This is a genomic window from Pseudomonas guangdongensis (assembly GCF_900105885.1).
GTDB lineage: Bacteria > Pseudomonadota > Gammaproteobacteria > Pseudomonadales > Pseudomonadaceae > Geopseudomonas > Geopseudomonas guangdongensis.
This window is the reverse complement of sequence record NZ_LT629780.1, coordinates 2,601,161-2,625,778: the sequence shown is the minus strand read 5'-3', so window position 1 is coordinate 2,625,778 and position 24,618 is coordinate 2,601,161. Positions and strand designations below refer to the sequence as shown.

At 68.4% G+C, this 24,618-nt stretch carries 20 protein-coding genes; 12 read left to right on the top strand and 8 right to left on the bottom strand.

What is annotated here, in order from left to right; all coding sequences use genetic code 11:
- Positions 1-157: 157 nt before the first annotated feature.
- Both BLU22_RS12365 and BLU22_RS12360 read left to right on the top strand, forming a co-directional pair.
- The gene (locus BLU22_RS12365; protein ID WP_090215008.1) at positions 158-1,816 is read left to right on the top strand and encodes a nitrite/sulfite reductase; all 1,659 of its coding nucleotides are present in this window, start codon (positions 158-160) and stop codon (positions 1,814-1,816) included.
- On the top strand, positions 1,800-2,294 hold the full coding sequence (locus BLU22_RS12360; protein WP_090215007.1) for a DUF934 domain-containing protein: 495 nt from the start codon (positions 1,800-1,802) through the stop codon (positions 2,292-2,294). The genes BLU22_RS12365 and BLU22_RS12360 overlap by 17 nt, the downstream gene beginning before the upstream one ends.
- A gap of 54 nt (positions 2,295-2,348) precedes the next feature.
- Here the strand turns inward: BLU22_RS12360 and sohB are convergent, their stop codons facing one another.
- The gene (gene sohB, locus BLU22_RS12355; RefSeq protein WP_090215004.1) at positions 2,349-3,371 is read right to left on the bottom strand and encodes a protease SohB; all 1,023 of its coding nucleotides are present in this window, start codon (positions 3,369-3,371) and stop codon (positions 2,349-2,351) included.
- Between the two features lie 207 nt (positions 3,372-3,578).
- Between sohB and BLU22_RS12350 the strand changes: the two genes are divergently transcribed.
- Positions 3,579-3,893 carry an SCP2 sterol-binding domain-containing protein gene (locus BLU22_RS12350; RefSeq protein ID WP_090215003.1) on the top strand — a complete coding sequence of 105 codons (315 nt, stop codon included), beginning with the start codon at positions 3,579-3,581 and terminating at the stop codon, positions 3,891-3,893.
- Positions 3,894-3,955: 62 nt separating this feature from the next.
- On the opposite strand, the gene BLU22_RS12345 is transcribed toward BLU22_RS12350, so the two are convergent.
- Complete coding sequence (locus BLU22_RS12345; protein ID WP_090214999.1) at positions 3,956-5,281, bottom strand: Na+/H+ antiporter family protein; 1,326 nt, start codon at positions 5,279-5,281, stop codon at positions 3,956-3,958.
- A 210-nt stretch (positions 5,282-5,491) separates the two neighbouring features.
- Here BLU22_RS12345 and BLU22_RS12340 point away from each other — a divergent pair, with 210 nt between their 5' ends.
- From BLU22_RS12340 to BLU22_RS12315, 6 genes are all read left to right on the top strand, one after another.
- Positions 5,492-6,358 (top strand): MBL fold metallo-hydrolase, encoded by an 867-nt coding sequence (locus BLU22_RS12340; protein WP_090214997.1) that lies wholly within the window; start codon positions 5,492-5,494, stop codon positions 6,356-6,358.
- Positions 6,359-6,403: 45 nt separating this feature from the next.
- On the top strand, positions 6,404-8,146 hold the full coding sequence (locus BLU22_RS12335) for a bifunctional protein tyrosine phosphatase family protein/NAD(P)/FAD-dependent oxidoreductase (protein WP_090214995.1): 1,743 nt from the start codon (positions 6,404-6,406) through the stop codon (positions 8,144-8,146).
- Positions 8,146-9,957: a SulP family inorganic anion transporter gene (locus tag BLU22_RS12330; RefSeq protein WP_090214991.1), complete on the top strand. Its 1,812-nt coding sequence runs from the start codon at positions 8,146-8,148 to the stop codon at positions 9,955-9,957. Before BLU22_RS12335 ends, BLU22_RS12330 begins: the two co-directional genes overlap by 1 nt.
- On the top strand, positions 9,941-10,321 hold the full coding sequence (locus BLU22_RS12325) for a rhodanese-like domain-containing protein (RefSeq protein WP_090214988.1): 381 nt from the start codon (positions 9,941-9,943) through the stop codon (positions 10,319-10,321). Before BLU22_RS12330 ends, BLU22_RS12325 begins: the two co-directional genes overlap by 17 nt.
- A gap of 45 nt (positions 10,322-10,366) precedes the next feature.
- On the top strand, positions 10,367-10,564 hold the full coding sequence (locus tag BLU22_RS12320; protein WP_090214986.1) for a YgaP family membrane protein: 198 nt from the start codon (positions 10,367-10,369) through the stop codon (positions 10,562-10,564).
- A gap of 203 nt (positions 10,565-10,767) precedes the next feature.
- Complete coding sequence (locus BLU22_RS12315; RefSeq protein ID WP_090214983.1) at positions 10,768-11,760, top strand: cytochrome-c peroxidase; 993 nt, start codon at positions 10,768-10,770, stop codon at positions 11,758-11,760.
- A gap of 18 nt (positions 11,761-11,778) precedes the next feature.
- On the opposite strand, the gene BLU22_RS12310 is transcribed toward BLU22_RS12315, so the two are convergent.
- From BLU22_RS12310 to BLU22_RS12295, 4 genes are read right to left on the bottom strand one after another with little or no spacing between them, the layout of a single operon-like run.
- Positions 11,779-13,113, bottom strand: coding sequence for an ATP-binding protein (locus BLU22_RS12310; protein ID WP_090214980.1), 1,335 nt, complete (start codon positions 13,111-13,113; stop codon positions 11,779-11,781).
- Positions 13,110-13,787: a response regulator transcription factor gene (locus tag BLU22_RS12305; RefSeq protein ID WP_090214977.1), complete on the bottom strand. Its 678-nt coding sequence runs from the start codon at positions 13,785-13,787 to the stop codon at positions 13,110-13,112. The genes BLU22_RS12310 and BLU22_RS12305 overlap by 4 nt, the downstream gene beginning before the upstream one ends.
- A complete protein-coding gene (locus BLU22_RS12300; protein ID WP_090214976.1) occupies positions 13,787-14,089 on the bottom strand; it encodes a PepSY domain-containing protein in 303 nt (100 codons plus the stop codon). The genes BLU22_RS12305 and BLU22_RS12300 overlap by 1 nt, the downstream gene beginning before the upstream one ends.
- A 5-nt stretch (positions 14,090-14,094) precedes the next feature.
- Positions 14,095-14,403 (bottom strand): PepSY domain-containing protein, encoded by a 309-nt coding sequence (locus tag BLU22_RS12295; protein ID WP_090214973.1) that lies wholly within the window; start codon positions 14,401-14,403, stop codon positions 14,095-14,097.
- A 243-nt stretch (positions 14,404-14,646) separates the two neighbouring features.
- Between BLU22_RS12295 and BLU22_RS12290 the strand changes: the two genes are divergently transcribed.
- The 3 genes from BLU22_RS12290 (at position 14,647) to BLU22_RS12280 (ending at position 19,986) form a co-directional block, all read left to right on the top strand.
- Complete coding sequence (locus BLU22_RS12290) at positions 14,647-16,617, top strand: DNA topoisomerase III (protein ID WP_090214972.1); 1,971 nt, start codon at positions 14,647-14,649, stop codon at positions 16,615-16,617.
- 99 nt (positions 16,618-16,716) lie between these two features.
- A complete protein-coding gene (locus tag BLU22_RS12285; protein ID WP_173867178.1) occupies positions 16,717-18,963 on the top strand; it encodes an LTA synthase family protein in 2,247 nt (748 codons plus the stop codon).
- Positions 18,964-19,086: 123 nt separating this feature from the next.
- Positions 19,087-19,986: a Rossmann-fold NAD(P)-binding domain-containing protein gene (locus BLU22_RS12280; protein WP_090214969.1), complete on the top strand. Its 900-nt coding sequence runs from the start codon at positions 19,087-19,089 to the stop codon at positions 19,984-19,986.
- Between the two features lie 94 nt (positions 19,987-20,080).
- Here BLU22_RS12280 and katG read toward each other — a convergent pair whose 3' ends face one another.
- Positions 20,081-22,252: a catalase/peroxidase HPI gene (katG, locus tag BLU22_RS12275; protein ID WP_090214967.1), complete on the bottom strand. Its 2,172-nt coding sequence runs from the start codon at positions 22,250-22,252 to the stop codon at positions 20,081-20,083.
- 1,100 nt (positions 22,253-23,352) lie between these two features.
- Positions 23,353-24,543: an NnrS family protein gene (locus tag BLU22_RS12270; protein ID WP_090214963.1), complete on the bottom strand. Its 1,191-nt coding sequence runs from the start codon at positions 24,541-24,543 to the stop codon at positions 23,353-23,355.
- Positions 24,544-24,618 lie beyond the last annotated feature (75 nt).

Here is a 24,618-nt window from a genome sequence, read left to right as displayed (position 1 = left end):
ATATATAGTTATTCTTCACTTTATCGCATAAGGACGAACTGCTATCGTGCCGCCACTCCGTGGGAGTGCGCGGCCGTGCGCGCAGCAGACGCCCTTGCGGGTCGGACTTCGCCAGGCGATGCCGATCTCCGCCGACAGCCTGAGAGCAGACAATTACATGTACGTATACGACGAATACGATCAACGGATCATCGAGGAGCGCGTCGCGCAGTTCCGCGACCAGACCGCCCGCTACCTGGCCGGCCAGCTCAGCGAGGAAGAATTCCGCCCGCTGCGCCTGCAGAACGGCCTCTATGTGCAGCGCCATGCGCCGATGCTGCGCGTCTGCGTGCCCTACGGCCTGCTCTCCGCGCCACAGCTGCGCATGCTGGCCAAGCTGGCCCGCGACTACGACAAGGGCTACGCGCACATCTCCACCCGCCAGAACGTGCAGTACAACTGGCCGAAGCTGGAAGACGTGCCGGACATGCTCGCCGAACTGGCCAGCGTGCAGATGCACGCGATCCAGACCAGCGGCAACTGCATCCGCAACGTCACCACCGACCAGTTCGCCGGCGTCGCCGCCGACGAGGTGATCGATCCGCGTCCGTGGTGCGAGATCGTCCGCCAGTGGGCCACCTTCCACCCGGAATTCGCCCACCTGCCGCGCAAGTTCAAGATCGCGGTGAACGGCTCGGCCGCCGACCGCGCCGCCATCGAGGTCCACGACGTCGGCCTGGAGCCGGTGCGCAATGAAGCCGGCGAACTGGGCTTCCGCGTGCTGGTCGGCGGCGGCCTCGGCCGTACCCCGATCGTCGGCAGCTTCATCAACGAATTCCTGCCCTGGCAACACCTGCTGACCTACCTGGAAGCCATCCTGCGCGTGTACAACCGTTACGGTCGCCGTGACAACAAGTACAAGGCGCGGATCAAGATCCTGGTCAAGGCACTGACCCCGGAAGTCTTCGCCGAGCGCGTCGCCGCCGAGTGGGCGCACCTCAAGGACGGCCCGGCCACCCTGACCCAGGCGGAACTGGACCGCGTCGCCGCGCACTTCGTCGACCCCGCCTACCAGACCCTGGAAGACCAGAGCGCCGCGCTGGCCGCCCTCGACGCCGAGCACCCGGGCTTCGCCCGCTGGCGCTCGCGCAACGTGGTGGCGCACAAGAAGCCGGGCTACTGCGCCGTGACACTGTCGCTGAAGGTCACCGGCATCGCCCCCGGCGACATCACCGACAAGCAGTTCGATGCCGTCGCCGACCTGGCCGAGCGCTACAGCTTCGGCGAGGCGCGCAGCACCCACGAGCAGAACATGGTGCTGGCCGACGTCGAGCAGGCCAAGCTGTTCGACCTGTGGAACGAGCTGCGCGCGCTGGGCCTGGCCACGCCGAACATCGGCCTCTTGACCGACATCATCTGCTGCCCGGGCGGCGACTTCTGCTCGCTGGCCAACGCCAAGTCGATCCCCATCGCCGAGGCCATCCAGCGCCGCTTCGACGACCTCGACTACCTGTTCGATCTGGGCGAGATCGACCTGAACATCTCCGGCTGCATGAACGCCTGCGGTCACCACCATATCGGCAACATCGGCATCCTCGGCGTCGACAAGAAGGGCGAGGAGTTCTATCAGGTGTCGATGGGCGGCGAAGCCGGGCGCAACGCCAGCCTCGGCCAGATCCTCGGCCCGTCTTTTGCTCAGGACGACATGGCCGACGTGATCGAGAAGATCATCACCGTGTACGTCGAGCAGCGCCATGAAGACGAGCGCTTCATCGAGACCTTCCGCCGTATCGGCATCGATCCCTTCAAGGAGCGCGTCTATGCAAAGCATCATTAAGAACGGCGAGGTCATCGACGAGCGCTGGCACCTGCTGCCGGCCGACGCCAGCCTCGACGGCATTCCCAACAGCGACGACCTGATCGTGCCGCTGGCCCTGTGGCTGGAGTCCAGTCACGCCCTCAAGGTGCGCGACGGCGGCCTCGGCGTGTGGCTGCAGAGCCACGAGCAGATCGAGGACATCGTCGACGACCTCAAGCACTTCCAGGTCATCGCCCTCGACTTCCCCGCCTTCACCGACGGCCGCCACTTCTCCAGCGCCCGCCTGCTGCGCGAGCGCTACGGCTACCAGGGCGAGATCCGCGCCATCGGCGACGTGTTGCGCGACCAACTGTTCTTCATGCACCGCTGCGGCTTCGACGCCTTCGCGGTGCGCGCCGACCGCGACCCGTACGATGCGCTCAAGGGCCTGTCGGACTTCTCGGTGACCTACCAGACCAGCGTCGAGCAACCGCTGCCGCTGTTCCGTCGCCGCTGAGCCTGTCCCGCCGCATGAAAAAGCCCCGCATCGCGGGGCTTTTTCATGGCTGGCTCACTGCCAGAAGCGCGGCTGCGACAGGCGGCTCCACCAGCGCAGCAGCACGCCGTCCAGCGCCGCCGTGGCGGCCAGGCCCATGCGCTCCTGCAGGCTCTTCTTCTCGTGGTAGCGCAGCTGGAACAGCTCGGCCTCGCGGGCGCGCTGGCTCAGGTACTCGTCGCTGGTCTGCAGCTCATCGACCAGCTGCTGGCCCAGCGCGGCCTGGCCGAGCCACACCTCGCCGGTGGCCACCGCGTCGATGTCCAGCTGCGGGCGGTAGCGGGCGACGAAGTCCTTGAACAGCCCGTGGGTGATCTCCAGGTCCTCCTGGAACTTCTCCCGGCCCTTGTCGGTGTTCTCGCCGAACACCGTGAGGGTGCGCTTGTACTCGCCGGCGGTGAGCACCTCGAAGTCGATGGCGTGCTTCTTCAGCAGGCGGTGGAAGTTGGGCAGCTGGGCGACCACGCCGATGGAGCCGAGGATGGCGAAGGGCGCGGCGAGGATCTTGTCGCCGATGCAGGCCATCATGTAGCCGCCGCTGGCCGCCACCTTGTCGACGCACACGGTCAGCGGCACGCCGGCCTGGCGGATGCGCGCCAGTTGCGAGGAGGCCAGTCCGTAGCTGTGAACCATGCCGCCGCCGCTCTCCAGGCGCACCACCACCTCGTCCTCGGGAGTGGCGATGCTCAGCAGCGCGGTGACTTCGTGGCGCAGGTGCTCGCCGGCCGAGGCCTTGATGTCGCCGTCGAAGTCCAGCACGTAGACCCGCGGCTTGTGCCGGCCGGCTTTCTTCTCGGCCTTTTCCGCCTTGCTCTCGGCCTTGCGCAGCGCCTTGAGCTGCTCCTTGTCCAGCACGCTGCCCTGCAGGCGCTCGCGCAGCGCCTGGTAGAAGTCGTTGAGCCGGTGCACCTCCAGATGCCCTCCACTGCGCCGCTCGCGGCCGCGCAGCAGCGCCACGGCCAGCAGGACGACTAGAACGGCCACCAGGACCGTCACGGTCCGCGCCAGGAAGCCGGCGTATTCGCTCAGAAACTCCACGGGTTCTCCTCGATCGTGCGCCGCACCAGAATGCGCGGCCAGGCGGCAAGGATAACGGCCACTCGCCCCCGCCGACCAGCGCGAAACCGCCCGGCAGGGCGTGCCGGCGCCGGGCGCAAGACGCGCGCGGGTTGTCGTTGACAGCCGCCGCGCCTTGCCAATACGCTCGCCGCAATTGCCCACCGGATCGCACAAGGACCCCTCTCAATGAGCAGCGTCGCCAAAGTCATCGAAACCATGCAGGCCCGCTTCAACGCCGCCGCCGCCGCCGGCCTCGACCTGATCTTTCAGTTCAGCATCGAGGATGCGGAAAACTACTTCCTCGCCATCAAGAATGGCACCTGCGACCTGACCCAGGGCGATGCGGACAAGCCCAACGTGACCCTGATCATGGACAGCGCGACCCTCAAGGGCATCCTCAGCGGCGAAGTCAGCGGCATGCAGGCGTTCATGACCGGCAAGCTGCGCGCCGAAGGCGACATGATGCTGGCGCTCAAGCTGGGCGAGCTGTTCCCCTCCTGATCGCCAGGGCACAAACGAAAAAAGCCGGAGCACTGCTCCGGCTTTTTTCGTTACGGCGTTACCTACAGGATCATCGCCGCCAGCCAGCCGAAGGCCAGCAGCGGCAGGTTGTAGTGCAGGAAGGTCGGCACCACGCTGTCCCAGATATGGTTGTGCTGGCCATCGACGTTGAGGCCGGCGGTCGGGCCGAGGGTCGAGTCCGAGGCGGGCGAGCCGGCGTCGCCCAGCGCACCGGCGGTGCCCACCAGACTGACGATGGCCAGCGGGCCGAAGCCCAGCTCGACGCCCAGCGGCACGAAGATCGCCGCGATGATCGGCACGGTGGAGAACGAGGAGCCGATGCCCATGGTCACCAACAGACCGACCAGCAGCATCAGCAGCGCGCCGAGCGCCTTGCTGTTGCCGATCAGCGCCGCCGAGGCATCCACCAGCGCCTTGACATGGCCGGTCTCGCGCATCACCTCGGCGAAGCCGGCGGCGGCGATCATGATGAAGCCGATCATCGCCATCATCTTCATGCCTTCGGTGAACAGGTCGTCGGCTTCCTTCCAGCGCACCACGCCGGAGACCGAGAACACCACGAAACCGGCCAGCGCGCCGACGATCATCGAGCCCAGCCACAGCTGCACGGCGAAGGCCACTGCCACCGCCACACCGGCCACCAGCAGGGTCTTCGGGCTGTAGCGGCTGTCCACCTGCTCGGTGCGGGCGATCCGGCCGAGGTCGTAGTCGCGCGGCTTGCGGTAGCTGAACAGCACCGCCACCAGCAGACCGCAGAGCATGCCCAGGGCGGGAATCGCCATCGCCTGGGTCACGCTCAGACCGGCCACCTCCACCCCGCCCTTGGCCACGTTGGCCATCAGGATCTCGTTGAGGAAGATGCCGCCAAAGCCCACCGGCAGGAACATGTAGGGCGTGATCAGGCCGAAGGTCAGCACGCAGGCGATCAGCCGGCGGTCCAGGCGCAGGCGACTGGTCACATAAAGTAGCGGTGGTACCAGCAGCGGGATGAAGGCGATGTGGATCGGCAGGATGTTCTGCGAAGACACCGCCACGGCGAGCAGCAGGCCGAGCACCAGCCACTTCACTCCACCGCCACCCTGGGCGCCGGCATCCTGACGGCCGACCAGCGCCAGCGCGCGGTCGGCCAGGGCGTGGGCCAGGCCGGATTTGGCGATGGCTACGGCGAAGGCGCCGAGCAGCGCATAGGACAGCGCCACGGTGGCGCCACCACCCAGCCCCTTGTTGAAGGCTGCCAGCGAGCCTTCGATACCGAGGCCGCCGACCAGACCGCCGGCCAGTGCGCCGAGGATCAGCGCGACCACCACGTGGACCCGGCACAGGCTGAGCACCAGCATCAGGCCGACGGCGATGAGTACCGCATTCATGGGATTGACTCCAGATTTCGGGATCGTCTGCGACGAAAGGCGCGCACTGTGCCGAAAGCGGCCTGGGCTGTCAAAGCGATACCGGCGGCGGCGATTGCCGCCCTTGCTCGCTTATAAAAAATAATTCTATGCATAGAACTAAAAACGGCAGTAGGCTTTACTCCATGACATACCCCACCGGGTATCAAGCCACGCAGGGAGAACTGTCCGATGAACGCCCATGTTGAAGCCTTCTTCGATCCGGCCACCTTCACCTACAGCTATGTGGTCAGCGACCCGACAAGCGGCCAGTGCGCGCTGGTCGACCCGGTGCTCGACTACGACCCGGCCGCCGGGCGCACCTCGCACAAGAACGCCGACCGGCTGATCGCCTACGTGCGCGAACACGGCCTGCGCGTGCAGTGGATTCTCGAAACCCACGTACATGCCGACCACCTCAGCGCCGGCCACTACCTCAAGGAGCAGCTCGGCGGCACCCTGGCGATCGGCGACCGCATCACCGTGGTGCAGGACACCTTCGGCAAGCTGTTCAACGTCGAGCCGGAGTTCGCCACCGACGGTCGCCAGTTCGACCGCCTGTTCAAGGATGGCGAAACCTTCCGGGTCGGCAGCGTCGAAGCCCGCGCCATCCACACCCCCGGCCACACCCCGGCGTGCATGACCTACCTGATCGGCGATGCCGCCTTCGTCGGCGACACCCTGTTCATGCCCGACTACGGCACCGCCCGCTGCGACTTCCCCGGCGGCGATGCGCGCACCCTGTACCGCTCGATCCACACCAAGCTGTTCGCCCTGCCGGACGCGACCCGGGTGTTCATGTGCCACGACTACAAGGCGCCGGGGCGCGACCAGTATCTCTACGAGACGACCATCGGCGCCGAACGCACGGGCAACGTGCATATCCATGTCGGCATCGGCGAGGAACAGTTCGTCGCCATGCGCCAGGCACGCGATGCCACCCTCGGCATGCCGACGCTGATCCTGCCCTCGGTGCAGATCAACATGCGCGCCGGCGAGCTGCCGCCGGCCGAGGACAACGGCACCCGCTACCTGAAGATACCCCTCGACCTGCTCTGAATCGGCCCGACGCACACCGCGCGAGCACCTGCGGAGAACCACAAGATGCAACCGATCAAGCGCCTCACCCCGTTCATCGCCGTCGCCGCCCAGCTGGAGCCGGCCGACATGGGCACCCTGGCCGCCAGCGGCTTTCGCACGGTGATCAACAACCGTCCCGACCACGAAGGCGAGGGCCAGCCGTCCAGCGCCGCCATGCAGGCCGCCGCCGAGGCCTCGGGGCTGGACTACCACCACCTGCCGGTGGTCTCGGGGCAGATCACCGATACCGACGTCGAGGCGTTCCGCACCCTGCTCGACCAGATCAAGGGACCGGCACTGGCCTTCTGCCGCAGCGGCACCCGCTCGACCACCCTATGGGCGCTGGCCGAGGCCCACCACCTCGACCCCGACGCCCTGCTGGCCACCGCCAGGGACGCCGGCTACGACCTCGCCGCGCTGCGCCCGCGCCTGGAGCAACGCTGGCAGACCCTGCCCAACGCTCCGCAGCCGGCCGCCAGCTTCGCCCATACCCCGCGCTACGACGTGCTGGTGATCGGCGGCGGCGCCGCCGGCTGCGCGGTCAGCGCCAGCCTGCTCAAGCGCGATCCGGGGCTGCGCATCGCCATCGTCGAGCCGCGTGACCAGCACTACTACCAGCCGGGCTGGACCCTGGTCGGCGCCGGGGTGTTCGACCGCGCGCGTACCGAGCGCGCCATGGCCCGCTGCATCCCCGCCAAGGCGCAGTGGATCCGCGCCGCCGCCGCGGCCTTCGAGCCGGAGCAGCAGCAGGTGGTGCTGGAAGACGGCAGCCGCCTCGGCTACCGCGCGCTGATCGTCTGCCCGGGGCTGACCCTCGACTGGGACGCCATCGAGGGCGCGCGGGAAACCCTCGGCAAGCATGGCGTGACCAGCAATTACGTGTTCGAGCTGGCGCCCTACACCTGGCAGCAGGTGCAGGCGCTGCGCAGCGGCCGGGCGCTGTTCACCCAGCCGCCGATGCCGATCAAGTGCGCCGGCGCGCCGCAGAAGGCGATGTACCTGTCCTGCGACCACTGGCTGAAACAGGGCGTGCTGCCCAACATCGAGGTGGACTTCTGCTCGGCCGGCGCCGTGCTGTTCGGCGTCGCCGACTTCGTCCCGCCGCTGATGCAGTACGTCGAGCGCTACGGCGCCCACCTCAACTTCAACGAGACGCTGATCAAGGTCGACGGCGAGGCGCACAAGGCCTGGTTCAAGGTCACCGGGGCCGACGGTACGACCGGCACGGTGGAGCGCGAATTCGACTTCCTGCACATGGTGCCGCCGCAGCGCGCCCCGGAGTTCGTCCGCCACAGCCCGCTGGCCAACGCCGACGGCTGGGTCGAGGCCGATCACGAGACCCTGCGCCATCCGCGCTACGGCAACATCTTCAGCCTCGGCGACGTCTGCGCCGCGCCCAACGCCAAGACCGCCGCGGCGGTGCGCAAGCAGGCGCCAGTGGTGGCCGAGAACGTCCTCAGCGTACTCGCCGGCCGCGGCCTGCGGGCGATCTACGACGGCTACGGCTCCTGTCCGCTGACCGTCGAGCGCGGCAAGGTGATCCTCGCCGAGTTCGGCTACGGCGGAAAGCTGCTGCCCACCTTCCCCCTCGATCCGCGGGTGCCGCGCAAGCTGGCCTGGGACCTGAAGACCAAGTGGATGCCCGGCATCTACTTCGACCTGATGCTCAAGGGCCACGAGTGGCTGGCCGAACCCAGGCATCTGGACTTCGAACCGCGCCCGGTGGAATCGACACCGGCCTGCGACTTCACCCAGGAGAAGAAGTGATGAGAGAGCGGCTGGCCCGCTACCTGCCGTGCCTGGAGTGGGCGCGCCACTACGACCGCGAGGCCGCCGCCAGGGACGGCCTCGCGGCGCTGATCGTCACCCTGATGCTGATCCCGCAGAGCCTGGCCTACGCCATGCTCGCCGGACTGCCGCCGGTCGCCGGCCTGTACGCCAGCATCCTGCCGCTGATCGCCTACACCCTGTTCGGCACCAGCCGTACCCTGGCGGTCGGCCCGGTGGCGGTGATCTCGCTGATGACCGCCGCGGCGCTCGGCCCGCTGTTCCCGGCCGGCAGCGCCGCCTATGCCGAAGCCGCCATGCTCCTGGCGCTGCTCTCCGGCGCCATTCTGCTGGCCATGGCGCTGCTGCGCCTGGGCTTCCTGGCCAACTTCCTCAGCCACCCGGTGATCTCCGGGTTCATCAGCGCCTCGGGCATCCTCATCGCCCTCGGCCAGCTCAAGCACATCCTCGGCATCCGGGTGGACGGCGAGAACGCCGCCGAACTGCTGCTCGGCCTGCTCGCCGCACTGCCCGGCGCCCACCTGCCGACCCTGGCGATCGGCGCCGGCAGCCTGCTCTTCCTGTTTCTGCTGCGCAGCCACGGCGCACGCTGGCTGCGCGCGCTGGGCCTGCCACCGCGCCTGGCCGGCAACCTGGCCAAGGCCGGCCCGGTGCTGGCCCTGCTGGCCTCGGTACTGGCGGTCGGTCTGCTCGATCTGGCCGATGCCGGCGTGCGGGTGGTCGGCGCCGTCCACGGCGGCCTGCCCTCGCCGACCCTGCCGAGCCTGGAACCGACGCTGATCGTCCAGCTGCTGCCGGCCGCCGCGCTGATCAGCCTGGTCGGCTTCGTCGAGTCGGTGTCGGTGGCGCAGACCCTGGCCGCCAAGCGCCGCCAGCGCATCGAGCCGAACCGTGAGCTGGTCGCCCTTGGCGCCTCCAACGTGGCGGCGGCACTGAGCGGCGGCTTCCCGGTCACCGGCGGCTTCGCCCGCTCGGTGGTCAACTTCGACGCCGGCGCGCAGACGCCGCTGGCCGGCGCGCTGACCGCCGTGGGCATCGCCGTCACCGTGCTGTTCTTCACCCCGCTGTTCCACAACCTGCCGCAGGCGGTGCTGGCCGCGACCATCATCGTCGCGGTGCTCAGTCTGGTCGACCTCGGCGCGCTCAGGCGCACCTGGCGCTACTCGCGCCAGGACGCAGCGGCGATGGCCGCGACCATGCTCGGCGTGCTGCTGCTCGGCGTCGAGGCCGGCATCCTGCTCGGCGTCGGCCTGTCGCTGCTGCTGTTCCTCTGGCGCACCAGCCAGCCGCACATCGCGGTGGTCGGCCAGCTGCCGGGCAGCGAGCACTTTCGCAACGTCGAGCGCTTCGCCGTGGTGGAAAGCCCGAAGGTGCTGTCGGTACGGGTCGACGAGAGCCTGTACTTCCCCAACGCCCGCTACCTGGAAGACCGCATCGCCGAGCTGGCCGGCCAGCACCCGCAGATCGAGCATCTGGTGCTGATGTGCCCCGGCGTCAACCTGATCGACGCCAGCGCCCTGGAAAGCCTCGAAGCGATCAGCGCGCGGCTGCATGCCGCCGGTATCCAGCTGCATTTCTCCGAGATCAAGGGCCCGGTGATGGACCGCCTGCGCGCCTCGGACTTCCTCGATCACTTCGGCGGCCAGGTGTTCATCAGCCAGTTCGAGGCGCTGGCCGCCCTCGACCCCCAGACCACCCGGCAGGCCATGGCCCAGCGCCGCAACGGCCACGCGCCCCAGCCCGCCACCCCTTCCCCGCACAAGGACAACCATCGTGAAAAGCGCCCTTGATCTGGTCGCCGAGGCCAGAACCCGCATCCATGAAATCGACCTCGACGCCGCCGAGGCGGCGATCCGCAGCGCCGACCTGCTGCTCGACGTGCGCGAGGCCGACGAGTTCCACGCCGGGCATATCCCCGGCGCGGTGCACATCCCCCGCGGCCTGCTGGAGTTCAAGCTCAGCGCCGCGCCCGAGCTGGCCGCCCGCGATCTCGACATCGTGCTGTACTGCAAGACAAGCGGCCGCGCTGCGCTGGCCGCCGACGCCCTGCGGAGCATGGGCTACCTGAAGGTGCAGTCCATCGCCGGCGGCTTCGACGCCTGGACGGCGGCCGGCAAGCCGGTGGTCACCCCCAGCCTGCCGGCGTTCGACTGAGCACCGGCCATCCCCACCATCGCGCACGCACAGAGGAGTTTCACCATGGAAAAGAACGTCGGCGGCATCGACAAGATCGCCCGCATCGTCGTCGGCATCGCCCTGATCGTCTGGGCGCTGGCCGGCGGTCCGCTGTGGGCCTGGATCGGCATCCTGCCGCTGGCCACCGGCCTGCTCGGCTGGTGCCCGGCCTACACCCTGTTGGGCTGCAAGACCTGCAAGAGCTGCAAGCCCAAGCAGTGACGACGCCGCGCTCGCGGCGCCGCCTACCGGACCCCACGCCCTGCCCCGCAGGCGTGGGGTTCGCTATTTCTGCAATAGACTCGCCCGCCAGGCCCGATCTAGAGCCCGGCAATCGCCCCGGCGCTGATCCAGGGCAACGGCTGGCTGTCATCGGGCCGGGATAATTTGCGTGGACCAACAGGGAAAACGACTGAGGAAGTCTCATGAAAAAAACGCTGACACTGACCGCCGGCCTGCTCTGCAGCCTCAACGCCTGGGCCATGACGCCCAGCAACGAGCCGATCCAACCGATCCTGCCGGCGAAGATCACCGATCCGGCCAAGGTCGAGCTGGGCAAGCAGCTGTTCTTCGATCCGCGCCTGTCGCTGTCGGGCTTCATTTCCTGCAACTCCTGCCACAACCTGAGCATGGGCGGCAGCGACAACCTGCAGACCTCCATCGGCCACAACTGGCAGAAAGGCCCGATCAACTCGCCGACCGTGCTCAACTCCAGCATGAACGTCGCCCAGTTCTGGGACGGCCGCGCCGCCGACCTCAAGGAGCAGGCCGCCGGCCCCATCGCCAACCCCGGCGAGATGGCCTTCACCCACAGCCTGGCGCTCGACACCCTGCGCTCGATCCCGCAGTACCGCGACGCCTTCAAGGCGGTCTACAAGGTCGACAAGATCACCATCGACGCGGTGACCGACGCCATCGCCGAATTCGAGAAGACCCTGGTCACCCCGCACTCGCGCTTCGACCGCTGGCTGCTCGGCGACAAGGAAGCCCTGACCCAGGTCGAGCTGGAAGGCTACAAGCTGTTCAAGGACACCGGCTGCACCACCTGCCACAACGGCCCGGCCGCCGGCGGCAACTCCTTCCAGAAGATGGGCCTGGTCGAACCCTACAAGACCGACAACCCGGCCGAGGGCGTCGCCGCGCTGACCGGCAAGGACGCCGATCGCTTCAAGTTCAAGGTGCCGACCCTGCGCAACGTCGAGCTGACCTACCCCTACTTCCACGACGGTGCCTACTGGAAGCTGGAAGAGGCGGTGGACGTGATGGCCCGCCTGCAGCTGGGCCGCAAGCTCAGCGACGACGAAGTCGGCAAGATCACCGCCTTCCTCAAGACCCTGACCGGCGAACAGCCGAGCTTCACTCTGCCGATCCTGCCGCCGTCGACCAACGACACGCCGCAGCCCAAGCCCTTCGAGTAAACCCCGCGGGCGGCCCGCTCAGGGCCGCCCCACTGCCTGGGCGCGCCGGGGCAGGTGCAACCGCGCGCACAGCCCGCCCAGCTCGCCACTGTCCTCCAGACTCAAGGTCCCGCCGCAGGCCTGGGCGATGTCGCGCACGATGCCCAGCCCCAGGCCATGCCCGGCGACCTGCTCGTCCAGCCGGCTGCCGCGGGCGATCACCGCCTCGCGCTGCGCCGGATCGATGCCCGGGCCGTCGTCCTCCACACACAGCCAGTACCCCTCCCCGTCCTCGCCGGCGCTGACCCGCACCGCGCTGTCCGCCCACTTGCAGGCATTGTCCAGCAGGTTGCCGAGCGCCTCCAGCAGGTCCTCGCGGTCCCAGGGCAGACGCAGGCCGGGCGGCGCCTGCCAGTCGATGTCGACGTGGGGATGGATCTGTCGCAGGGTGGCGCACAGCGCCGGCAGCTCGCCGCCGCAGTCGAAATGCGCGCCGGGCAGCGCCTCGCCGGCCAGCCGCGCGCGGCCCAGCTCGCGCTGCAGGCGCTGCTCGATCTGCTGCAACTGCTCGCGCAGGGTGGCGCGCAGCGCCGGATGGGCGCGCAGCTCGTCGCGGCCGAGCAGGCTGAGCAGCACCGCCAAGGGCGTCTTCAGGGCATGGCCGAGGTTGCCCAGACCATGCCGGGAGCGCTTGAGGGTTTCTTCGGTGTGGCGCAGCAGGTGGTTGATCTGCCCGACCAGCGGCTCCAGCTCGCGCGGCACCCGGCTGTCCAGCGCGCTCAGTTGCCCGGCCTGTAGCTCGGCGATCTGCCGGCGCACCCGCTCCAGCGGCCGCAGGGCGCGGCGCACGGTCAGCCACTGCAGCAACAGCACCAGCAGCAGCGCCGCCGCACCGCCGCCGGCGGCCAGCCAGCGGATGCGCGACAGGCTGGCCAGCACCGGGGTGTAGTCCTGGGCGACGGTGATCCGCAGGCTCTGGCCGAAGCGCCGGTAGTCGCCGCGGAACACCAGCAGGCGCTGGCCCACCGCCCCCGGCTGCAGCTCGATGGCCAGCCCGGCCTGCGCAGGCGGCTGCAGTTCGCTGTCCCACAGCGAGCGCGAGCGCCAGCTGCGCTCGGCGAAATCGATGCGGAAATAGCGCCCCGAGTAGGCGCGCTGGAAAGCCGGGTGGACACGCTGCTCGTCCAGTTGCACGCCGCCGCTGCCACGCACCAGGGCCACCAGCAGGCTTTCCGCCTCGTCCTGCAGGATGGCCGCGTGATAGCGGCGCAGGCCGTTGTCGAACAGCCACAGGCTGCTCTGCAGCACCACCACGCCGACCACCAGCAAGGTGGCGGCCAGACCGAGACCCAGGCGGCTCTGGATCGACCTCACCCGCCCGCCTCCGCGGCGCCGGCATAGCGGTAGCCCTGGCCACGACGGGTCTCGATCACCTCGCGGCCGAGCTTGCGGCGCAGGTGGTTGACGTGGACCTCGATGACGTTGGACTCGCGCTCGCTCTCGCCGTCGTAGAGGTGGTCGTTGAGCTGGGTCTTGGAGAGGATCTGCCCGGGATGCAGCATGAAATAGCGCAGCAGACGGAATTCGGCGCCGCTCAGGGCGATCTCCTCGCTGCCGCGGCGCACGCACTGGCGCCCTTCGTCGAGCACCAGACCGGCGGCCTTCAGCTCGCTCTGGTTGGCCAGCCCGTGGGCGCGGCGCAGCAGCGCCTGGATGCGCAGGGCCAGTTCCTCGGGATGGAAGGGTTTGCTCAGGTAGTCGTCGGCGCCGGCCTTGAGGCCGTCGATGCGCTCGGCCCAGCTGTCGCGCGCGGTGAGGATCAGCACCGGGGTGCGCAGAGCGTCGGCGCGCCAGCGGCGCAGCACGTCCAGCCCCGGCATGCCGGGCAGGCCGAGGTCGAGGACGATCAGGTCGTAGGGTTCGGTGGCGCCCTGCACCAGGGCATCGCGGCCGTCGGCCAGCCAGTCCACGGCATAGCCCTGACGGCCCAGGTCGGCGAGCAGCTCGTCGGCCAGGGCCACGTTGTCTTCCACCAGCAACAGTCGCATCAGTCGTCCTCTTCGTCCTTGAGCAGACGTCCGCTGGCGGCGTCGAACTCCAGTTCGCGCACCTGGCCGTCGCGGGTGAGCAGTTCGACCTCGTAGACGTACAGGTCGTCATCCTCCTCCAGCTCGGCCTCCAGCAGGCGCGAGCCGGAGTGGCGGTCGAGCGCCTGCTGGAGGAGCTGCTCCAGCGGCAGGATCACGCCCTTCTGACGCAGGCGCAGGGCCTCGTCCTGATCCAGGTCGCGGGCCTGCGCCGGCACGACGAGGATCAGGCTACACAGGGCCAGCAACAGGGTGTGGCGCATCAGTCTCAGTCGTCGCGATGGTTCTTGAGGATCTGGCCGTTGGTGGCGTCCAGCTCCAGATCCCACTGCACGCCCTGGGTGTCGCGCACCTCGACCTGGTAGATGTAGCGGCCGTATTCCTCTTCCAGCTCGGTCTCCTCGATGGTCGCGCCCGGATGCTGGGCCAGGGCCGCGGCATTGAGCTTCTCGAAGGACTGGATGGTGCCGGCATCGCGCAGCTTGAGCGCCTCGTCCGGACCGAGATCGCGGGCCTGGGCGGCACCGGCGGCAGCGGCGATGAGGGCGGCGGTGAACAGGGCAGTGAGCTTTTTCATGATTCGGTCTCCTTGGGAGCCAGTGGCTTTCGACAGGGCCTACTCTAGGCATCGCCACTTAATTGAAGCTGAATCGACGCCTGTGCCGCGCAGCATACCGCGCCGCCGCACAGTTGCCATGTTCCGGCGCGCCGCCGACGGCCGCCGGCGCCAGCAGAGCTGTATGCACATACAGATAAAACTTGCCTGAACGCCGCTTTCTGCCCATGCTCTGCCCCACCGCCATCCGTCCCGACGACCGCCATGCAGCTCTTTCTCTGCGAAAAACCTTCCCAGGCCAAGGACATCGCCAAGGTGCTCGGCGCCAGCCGGCGCGGCGACGGCTGCTGGCTGGGCACGAACGTCACCGTGACCTGGTGCATCGGCCACCTGCTGGAAACCGCGCCGCCGGACGCCTATGACGCGCGCTACAAGCGCTGGAGCCTCGCCGACCTGCCCATCGTCCCCGAGCGCTGGAAGATGCTGGTCAAGAGCAAGACCGCCAGCCAGTTCAAGGCGGTCAAGCGCCTGCTCGGCGAGTGCACGGAGCTGGTGATCGCCACCGACGCCGACCGCGAGGGCGAGATGATCGCCCGCGAAATCCTCGATCACTGCCGCTATCGCGGGCCGATCCGGCGCCTGTGGCTGTCGGCACTGGACGACGCCTCGATCCGCAAGGCGCTCAAGGCACCCAAGCCCGGCAGCGAGACCTTCCCCCTCTACCACGCCGCGCTAGGCCGCTCGCGCGCCGACTGGCTGATCGGCATGAACATGAGCCGGCTGTTCACCCTGCTCGGCCGCCAGTCCGGCTACCAGGGCGTGCTCTCGGTGGGCCGCGTGCAGACGCCGACCCTGCGTCTGGTGGTGGATCGCGACCGCAGCATCGCCGCCTTCGTGCCGGTGCCGTTCTGGGCCATCGACGTGCAGCTGCTGGCGGATGGCATCCCCTTTACCGCGCAGTGGCGCGCGCCGGAGGATGCCTGCGACGAGCAGGGCCGCTGCCTCAGGCCCGAGCTGGCCCGCGCCGTCGCCGAGGCGATGCGCCGTGCCGGCAGCGCGCGGCTGGTCGAACTGAACACCGAGCGCGTGCGCGAAGCGGCGCCGCTGCCCTTCGACCTGGGTACCCTGCAGGAAGTCTGCTCGAAGAAACTCGGCCTCGGCGCCCAGGAAACCCTCGACATCGCCCAAGCGCTGTACGAGACGCACAAGGTCATCACCTACCCGCGCAGCGACTGCGGCTACCTGCCGCTGAGCCAGCACGCCGAGGCCCCGGCGATCCTCGCCGCCCTGGCCGCCGCCGATCCGGCACTGGCCACGCTGGCGCCACACCTCGACGCCCGGCGCCGCTCGCGGGCGTGGAACGACGCCAGGGTGAGCGCCCACCACGGCATCATCCCCACCGCCGCCGCGCAGGCCTCCAGCCGCCTGGCCGGCAAGGAACGCGCGGTGTTCAGCCTGATCCGCGCCCGCTACCTGGCGCAGTTCCTGGCCAACCACGAGTACGACCGCACCCAGGCCGACTGCGACTGCGCAGGCAACGCCCTGCGCGCGGTGGGCAAGCGCATCGTCGAGCCGGGCTGGCGGCGCGCGCTGCCCGAGGCGCTCGCGCCGGCCAAGGGCCGCGAGGCGGCCGAGCCGCAGGCCCTGCCGGCGCTGCGCGAGGGCCAGGACTGCGCGGTGCGCGAGGTGACGCTCAAGGACCTGCACACCCAGCCGCCCAAGCCGTTCACCGAAGGCGACCTGATCAAGGCGATGAAGAACGTCGCCAAACTGGTAGAGGATCCGCGCCTCAAGCAGAAGCTCAAGGACACCACCGGCATCGGCACCGAGGCGACCCGCGCGGGGATCATCCAGGGGCTGCTCGACCGCGGCTACCTGACCAAACAGGGCAAGGCGCTGGCGGCCACCCCGGCGGCGTTCGGCCTGATCGATGCGGTGCCGCGGCCGATCGCCGACCCCGGCACCACGGCGATCTGGGAGCAGGCGCTGGACATGGTGCAGAGCGGCGAGATGCCACTGGAGGAGTTCGTCGCCAAGCAGTCGGCGTGGATGAGCAAGCTGGTGGAGCGCTGCGCCGGCCTGCGCCTGACCATCAGCGGCCCGCCGGTCGCGCCCGGCCGCGGCAAGCCGGCCTGGAAGGGCAAGCGCACCGGCGCCCCGAGCAAGACCGCGCCGCGTAAGGCCGGCGGCACGGCAACCAGGCGCAGCGCCTCGCCCCGCCCGAAGCAGACCTAGGCGCAGGCCCATCGGCACGGCCCGGCCCGCGGATGGGCGCAAGAACTTTCCGCGGCCGAAGTTGCCCAAAATACGAGCGATTCCGCCCAGCATGTTTTCATGAACATCCGATGGCGTGAGGGTTTCCTCGTGAGCATCATCCCGCACTGCCTGCGCCATCCCCGCGCCCCGCTCGCCAGTCTCATCGGCCTGGTGCTGATCGTCCCCCTGGGCATCCGTCTTGCCCTGGGCTGGTCCGCGTCCCTCGGCTATCTGTCCGACCTGGGCATCGCCAGCCTGCTGATCGTGCTGCTGTACCGCCGCCCCTGGTGGCTGGTCCTGCCCGTGCTGCTGGCGTGGAGCCTGCTGAACGTGGCGGCGGTGGAACTGGTCAGCGCCGTCGGCCGCCTGCCGGACGTGGCAGACCTGCAGTACCTGACCGATCCGCAGTTCATGGAGAACTCCACCGCCGGCAGCCTTGCCCAGCCGTGGGTGGCCGCCGCCCTGCTCGGCGCCCTGGCCGTCTGGCTGGCCAGCCGGTGGGCCGGCCGCGCGCAACCGTCTCCGCGCCTGCCGCGGCATGCTTGGCTGGCGCCGCTGTCGCTCCTGCTGGGCCACGGCGGCCTGCAGTATCTCCACCCCAGCGAGGCGGACCAGTGGCGACTGTTCAACCTGCCGCATCAGTGGCTGGTGGCCGGCGTCGGCCACGGACAGACCCGCCTGGAGGAATGGCTGGCCGGCGATGATGCCGACACACCGCCACCGCTGGCCGGCCTCGCCCGGCTCGACCTGGACGGCAGGAAGCTGCTGGACGCCCCGGGGCGCGCCCGCAACGTGCTGATCGTCGCCCTCGAAGGCATTCCCGGCGCCTATGTCGGGGTGAACCGCGCCGCCCTGAACGGCAGCTACCACGAAAACCTGATGCCCAGGCTGAGCGCCTGGGCCGAACGGGGCATGAACACGCCCGACTACGTGCTGCACAGCCACCAGACCATCCGCGGCCTGTACGCGATGCTCTGCGGCGACTACGACAAGCTCGACAACGGCACACCCAAGGGCATCGAGATGCTCACCCAGAACCAGCGCAACCGGGCCTGCCTGCCCGCCCAGTTGCGCAGCCGCGGGTTCGCCACCCACTACCTGCAGGGCGCGGGTCTCAGGTTCATGGCCAAGGACCGGATCATGCCGCACATCGGCTTCGACGCCACCCGCGGCCGGGAGTGGTTCAGGAAGCCTGCCCGTCTGGATTTCCCGTGGGGCATGGACGACAGGTCCTTCTTCGAAGGTGCGCTGGACTACGTCGGCCAGCTGCGCCGGGGCAAACAGCCTTGGATGCTCACCCTGCTGACGGTCGGCACCCACCAGCCCTACTCGGCGCCGGCCGCGTACCTGCGCCGCCACGCCAGCCCCAAGCAGGCCGCGGTGGCCTATCTGGACGATGCCCTCGGGGACTTCCTGGCCGCACTGGAGCGCTCGGGCGTGATGAAGGACACCCTGGTGATCGTCACCTCGGACGAGTCCCATGGCATCGACGGCGTGCGCCTGGCCTCAGCCTGGGGCTTCAGCCTGGTGCTGGCCCCCGAGCAGGCGCAACTGCCCCGGATCAAGAGCGGGGTCTACGGCCACGTCGACCTGAGCGCATCGGTGCTCGACTACTTCGGCTTCCCGGCGCCCAAGGTCCTCAGCGGCCGCTCGCTGTTCCGCGACTATGACCATGGCCGGGAGATCATGTCGTACACCAACGGCAAGCTGCGCCATCACGATGGCCGGGGCACCCTGACCGAGTGCGACGTGCAGCAACGCTGCCGCTACTACGCCAGCGAAGGCTTCATCGCCGAGCGGGCCACCTTCCTCGGCCAGTATGGCGGCCGGCACGCGCGCCAGATGGCGGCCAGGGCCAGCGCGCTGGATCAGTCGTTGCTGCACTCCTCGCTGAACCGGCTCTACCAGTTCGGCAGCCCGGCCGTCATCCGCCTCAAGGCGCAAGTCCGCGACGACTGGACGGACAACCTGATCGGTGCCCAGTACCTGGAGCTGCCCAAGGGCTCGATGACGCGGGTGCGTCTGACCGTGCGCTCGGTGGGCCGCGAGCAGAAGGCCTACATCCTGCTCAAGGCCAAGGAGTTCGAGCAGGACGTGCCGCTGGACATCCCCGCCCGGATGCTGGTCACCCACGACAAGCCGTTGCAGATGGACTTCAGCTTCTACAACCCGGAATCGCGCAAGGCGTTCTCCTTCCACCTGCTCGGCTATGGGCGGGGAGCCATCGAGGTGAGCGATTTCAGCGTGATCACCGCGCCGGCCGAACCGCCGCAGGCCACCGAGCCGCTCGAGCCCCAGGCAGTCACGGCGGCCAAGTCGAGCTGAGCGGTCGCCGCCGAACGTTGCCGGCGCATTGCGCTAGCGTCACAGGCGGAGGGAGGCCACGGCCTGATCTAACCTCAACGGGGAATACCGGGCGGCCCGCGCTCCTCCCATAGGCAGGCAGACATGAAGAAACGTCAGATCGCGGTGATCGGCCTCGGCCGGCTCGGCCAGCGCTGCGCCGAGCGGCTGCTGGACGATCCGACCCTGGGCCTGGCCGGCGTGGTGCGGCGCACCCCCGCACCGCTCGACTGGCTGGGCGACCTGCCGGTGGTCGGGCATTTCACCGAGCTTAAGCAGGTCGATGCCGCCCTGCTCTGCGTACCGGCGGACAGCGTCCAGGGCCAGGCCCGGGAGCTGCTGCAGCACCGTATCCCGCTGGTCGAGTGCGCGCGCCTGCATGGCGACGCCTTCATCGCCCACCATGGGGAAATGCAGCGGATGGCCCACCTCTACCGGACCACCGCGATTGTCGGCGCCGGCAGCGATCCCGGCATCCTGTCGCTGTTCCGTAGCCAGTTCGCCCTGCTGCTGCCCCACGGGCATACCCGCAGCAGCCTGCATGCCGGCACCAGCCTGCACCACTCGCTGGCGGCGGAAGGCATCGCGGGCGTGCGCCGGGCGCTGGCGCTGGCGCTGGAGCAGAGAACCCAGGATGGCACGCTGCAGCGCTACATCTACGTCGAGCTGGAGCCGGGTGCCGACGCGGCCGCCGTCGAGCAGGCCATCCGCCGCGACCCGCTCTATCTGGACGAGGAGACCCTGGTGTTCCCGGTGGACAGCGTCGCCGGGCTGGAGGCCGAGCGCGGCCTGCTGCTGGAGCGCCATGCGGCGAGCAGCAACAGCAGTCACGCCGCCCTGCTGCTGGAGGCCCGCTTCGACGAGATCGAGCTGGCGGCGCGCATGATGCTGGCCGGCGCGCGGGCGCTGCCGCTGCTGCAGCACGGTGCCCATTCGCTGTACGACCTGCCGCCGCGGGTGTTGTGGGGCGATCCGGTGGCAGCAGCGGAACAGGAGTGGATGTAGCGCGTCAGCCGTCGCTACCGGTCCCTCGCACTTCCGCACTGCGCATAAACGAATCGGGCCTGCAAAGCAGGCCCGATTCACCTCCTAGGTTACGTTACGCCAGGTCGAAGCGGTCGGCGTTCATCACCTTGGTCCAGGCGGCAACGAAGTCGTTGACGAACTTCGCCTGGTTGTCGTCCTGGGCATAGACCTCGGCGTAGGCGCGCAGCACCGAGTTGGAGCCGAACACCAGATCGACACGGGTCGCGGTCCACTTGACCTGACCGGTCTTGCGATCACGCACCTCGTAGAGGTTGTTGCCGGCCGGCTTCCAGGTGTTGGCCATGTCGGTCAGGTTGACGAAGAAGTCGTTGCTCAGCACGCCCTCGCGGTCGGTGAACACGCCATGCTTGCTACCGCCATGGTTGGTGCCCAGCACCCGCATGCCGCCGACCAGCACGGTCATTTCCGGCGCGGTCAGGCCCATCAGCTGGGTGCGGTCGAGCATCAGCTCCTCGGCGCTGACCTTGTAGTCCTTCTTCAGCCAGTTACGGTAGCCGTCGTGGATCGGCTCCAGCACCTCGAAGGACTCCACGTCGGTCTGCTCCTGGGTCGCGTCGCCACGCCCCGGGGCGAACGGCACGCTGACCTCGACGCCGGCGGCCTTGGCTGCCTGCTCGACCCCCAGATTGCCGCCCAGCACTATCACATCGGCGACGCTGGCGCCGGTCTCAGCGGCGATCTTCTCGTAGACCGCAAGCACCTTGGCCAGGCGCGCCGGCTCGTTGCCTTCCCAGTCCTTTTGCGGGGCCAGGCGGATGCGCGCGCCGTTGGCACCGCCACGCTTGTCCGAGCCGCGGAAGGTCCGCGCGCTGTCCCAGGCGGTGCTGACCAGTTCGCTGACGGAGAAGCCGCTGGCGGCGATCTTCGCCTTGACTGCGGCGACGTCGTAGTCAGTGCGGCCGGCCGGCACCGGGTCTTGCCAGATCAGGTCTTCGGCCGGCACTTCCGGGCCGATGTAACGGGACTTCGGCCCCATGTCGCGGTGGGTCAGCTTGAACCAGGCGCGGGCGAAGACTTCCTCGAAATAGGCCTGATCCTGGTGGAATCGCTCGGCAATCTTGCGGTAATCGGGGTCGAACTTCAGCGCCATGTCGGCGTCGGTCATGATCGGCTTGCAGCGGATGCTCGGATCCTCCACGTCGACCGGCATGTCCTCTTCCTTGATGTTGACCGGCTCCCACTGCCAGGCACCGGCCGGCGACTTCTGCAGCCACCAGTCGTGCTTGAACAGCATGTCGAAGTAGCCGTTGTCCCACCGGGTCGGGTGGCTGGTCCAGGCGCCCTCGATACCGCTGGTCACGGTGTCGCGACCGACGCCACGGGTGCTGTGATTCATCCAGCCCAGACCCTGCTCCTGCACATCGGCACCTTCCGGCGCCGGACCGAGGTTGGCGGCGCTGCCGTTGCCGTGGGTCTTGCCGACGGTGTGGCCACCGGCGGTCAGGGCGACAGTTTCCTCGTCGTTCATCGCCATGCGGGCGAAGGTGATGCGCATGTCATGGGCGGTCTTCAGCGGATCGGGCTGGCCGTCGACACCCTCGGGGTTGACGTAGATCAGGCCCATCATCACCGCGGCCAGGGGGTTCTCCAGGTCGCGCTCGCCGGAGTAGCGGCTGCCTTCGCTGCCGGTCGGCGCCAGCCATTCCTTCTCGGAGCCCCAGTAGATGTCTTTCTCCGGATGCCAGATGTCCTCGCGGCCGTAGCCAAAGCCGAAGGTCTTCAGGCCCATCGACTCGTAAGCCACGTTTCCGGCCAGCACGATGAGGTCGGCCCAGCTGATCTTGTTGCCGTACTTGCGCTTGATCGGCCAGAGCAGACGGCGGGCCTTGTCCAGGTTGGCGTTGTCCGGCCAGGAGTTCAGCGGTGCGAAACGCTGGTTGCCGGTGCCGGCGCCGCCACGGCCGTCGGCGATCCGGTAGGTGCCGGCCGCATGCCAGGCCATGCGGATCATCAGGCCGCCGTAGTGCCCCCAGTCGGCCGGCCACCAGTCCTGGCTGTCGGTCATCAGCGCGGTGAGGTCGCGCTTGAGCGCGGCGAAGTCGAGCTTCTTGACTTCCTCGCGGTAGTCGAAGTCGCCCAGCGGGTTGGTCTTGGTGTCGTGCTGGTGGAGGATGTCGAGGTTGAGGGCATTCGGCCACCAATCCATTTTCGAGGTGCTACCGGTGGTGTTAGCACCGTGCATCACCGGGCACTTGCCTGCAGGCTTCATATTGTTCTCGCTCATTTTCATCTCCGATCACATGAGTTCATCGACTCGACCTCGCCCACCGTGGCGATCCGCAACAGGCTCATCCGGCACCGGCAGCTAGCAAAAGGTGGGTGGCGCGCCCTACGCGGGCCGCCCGACCTTTCGTCGAGTCGCCCTGCCCTTCGCACAGCCTTGAGGCGTTGCCATCGTTCGTCAAGCGGCGGCGTTGCACGGGGCGGCAATGCACATCCGTCCACCGCGACAGCTTGGTCAACCCTGCTAACGAGCTTGGCAGCCGGAGCTCCACCCGGCCAATAGGTTTTGGAAATGGAATTGATAGTAGCCGCAGCGCGTGAACGCTGCCGCCCTGCGGGCTGCATCCGCTGCAACTGCCACGGTACACCGCACAGCCAGGCACCGCCCCGGCGGCAATCGGCAAGGGGGCGCCCGAACGAGATGCGCACAACGCGCGAGCTGGCGAGCGGACAGGACGAGGGGATGATCACCCGGGAGGCCGGAGGAGGAGTCGTACAGGGATACGTGCACTGGCAGGCAGCACGCAAGACCTGCTGCAAGGCTGCGGGCACGCCAGTTCGGGAGAGCAGACAGCACAAGGGGGAGCCTAGGCTCCCCCTCAAGTCGGTCATGCTGTGTTCTTGTTATAGCGGCGGTGTGTTGTTCTTGTTTTTCACCGGCCAAAGGCACGCTTCGGTGTCGCAGCCCCAAGTGGGGGCTCAAGAACAAACGGATTGTTTTGGACGCTGATGCTGCCGCATGCCTTGCAGGCTCAACCGGTACTGGCCGCTGCCTCGGGGCAGTTTTATGGTTCTCGGGCCGGTCGGAGTGCAGGCAACTCCTCTCCAAAACGATCGGTTTGCTACGCTTCCATCCTGTTGTTCTTGTTGTTATGGAATCGCCAGATCTTGTTTTTGTTCTGTTGTGTCGACGTTGTTGTTCTTGTTGTGCCATTAACAAAGCACATGCCATGCCAACAAAATAAAATCCTTTAAAATCAAGAACTTAAAGAAAATTGCACCACCCACCAACACAGCCGGCTTGCAATACCGTTACCGCCGGACCCAGCTGCGTTACGTGACGAGCCTCCCGGTAACACTGCGAGCATCGACACGCCGCGCCTAGCCGGGCTGCCCATCCAGCCGTGGCCGGCAAAGCATCGGCGCGTAGTGCCAGACGAACAGTGCGAAGGCCAGCGTCCAGGCGATACCCGACATCAGCAGCGCGCCGAGCGGCAGCAGCGGCGGCAACAACACGCGCGCTACAGCGCCGAGGTTGAGCAGAGCGAACGCCCAGGCCATCGCCTGCGGCGGCTGCAATGGCCGGCCGGTATGCCCGAGGCTGACCCGGGCGACCATGGCCAGAATCAGCCCGCCCACCCCCCCCACGGCCAGGGCATGCAGCGCCAGGCTGGGATTGCTCAACAGGCCGGCATGCCAGAGCGCCTGCCCGACCAGCGCGAGGACCAGCCAGGCATAAGCCAGGTGCAGCGACCACAACAGCGGCACCCGCCACAGCCGACGGTCGTGCCAGCGCGCCAGGCGCACGCCATGCAGCAGCGCCACCGCAGCGAACACTCCGGCCAGCCAGGGCTGCGGGCGCAGCGCCAACCCAGCGGCACTGAGCAGCGCGACTGTGACCAGCCCGCCCAGGGCCAAGCGCTCCAGCCAGGGCACGGCAGGCACCTGCGCCGGCAGACCCAGGCCACGCTGGGTGAAGAAGGGAATCACCCGGCCGCCGATCAGTCCCATCATCGCCGCCACCAGCCAGAGCGCGGCGATCACGCCCTGACGCTGCCAGGCATCGTTGCTGTGCATGAGGCCGGCAACCACCAGCAGGTCGGCCAGAGTCAGCAGGATCAGCACGCCAACGATGGGGTAGTTACGCACCTGGCGCACCGGCAGCAGCATGCGGCCGAGCAGCACGGCGACAGCGGGCAGGAAGGCGATTTCCAGCGGAATCAGCAGCCACAACGGCGCATCCAGCAGCCAAGCCAGCCGCGCCGCCAGCCAGAGCAGCGCCAAGGCCGTCAGCGGCCGGCCGGATACGCCCTGGCGACCGGTCCAGGTCTGCGCGGCAGTGAGCAGGAAGCCGGCGATGATCGCGACACCGAAGCCGAACAGCATCTCGTGGCGGTGCCAGGCCAGCGCACCGCCGGCCGGTTGCCAGTCAGGCCAGAGGCCAGCCAGTACGCCGAGCCAGAGGGGAATGGCCAGCGCGGCGAAAGCCGTGCCGGCGAGGAAGAAGGGACGAAAGGCGAGGCGCCAGAGCGGCGCGATCTGCAACAGGGCCTTGCGGTCGACCAACTGCATGGGGAGTTCCTTGCACGAAACCAAAAGGGACGCAGAGCGTCCCAGCGCGGCGTTCCCACGTTGGAGCGTGGGAGC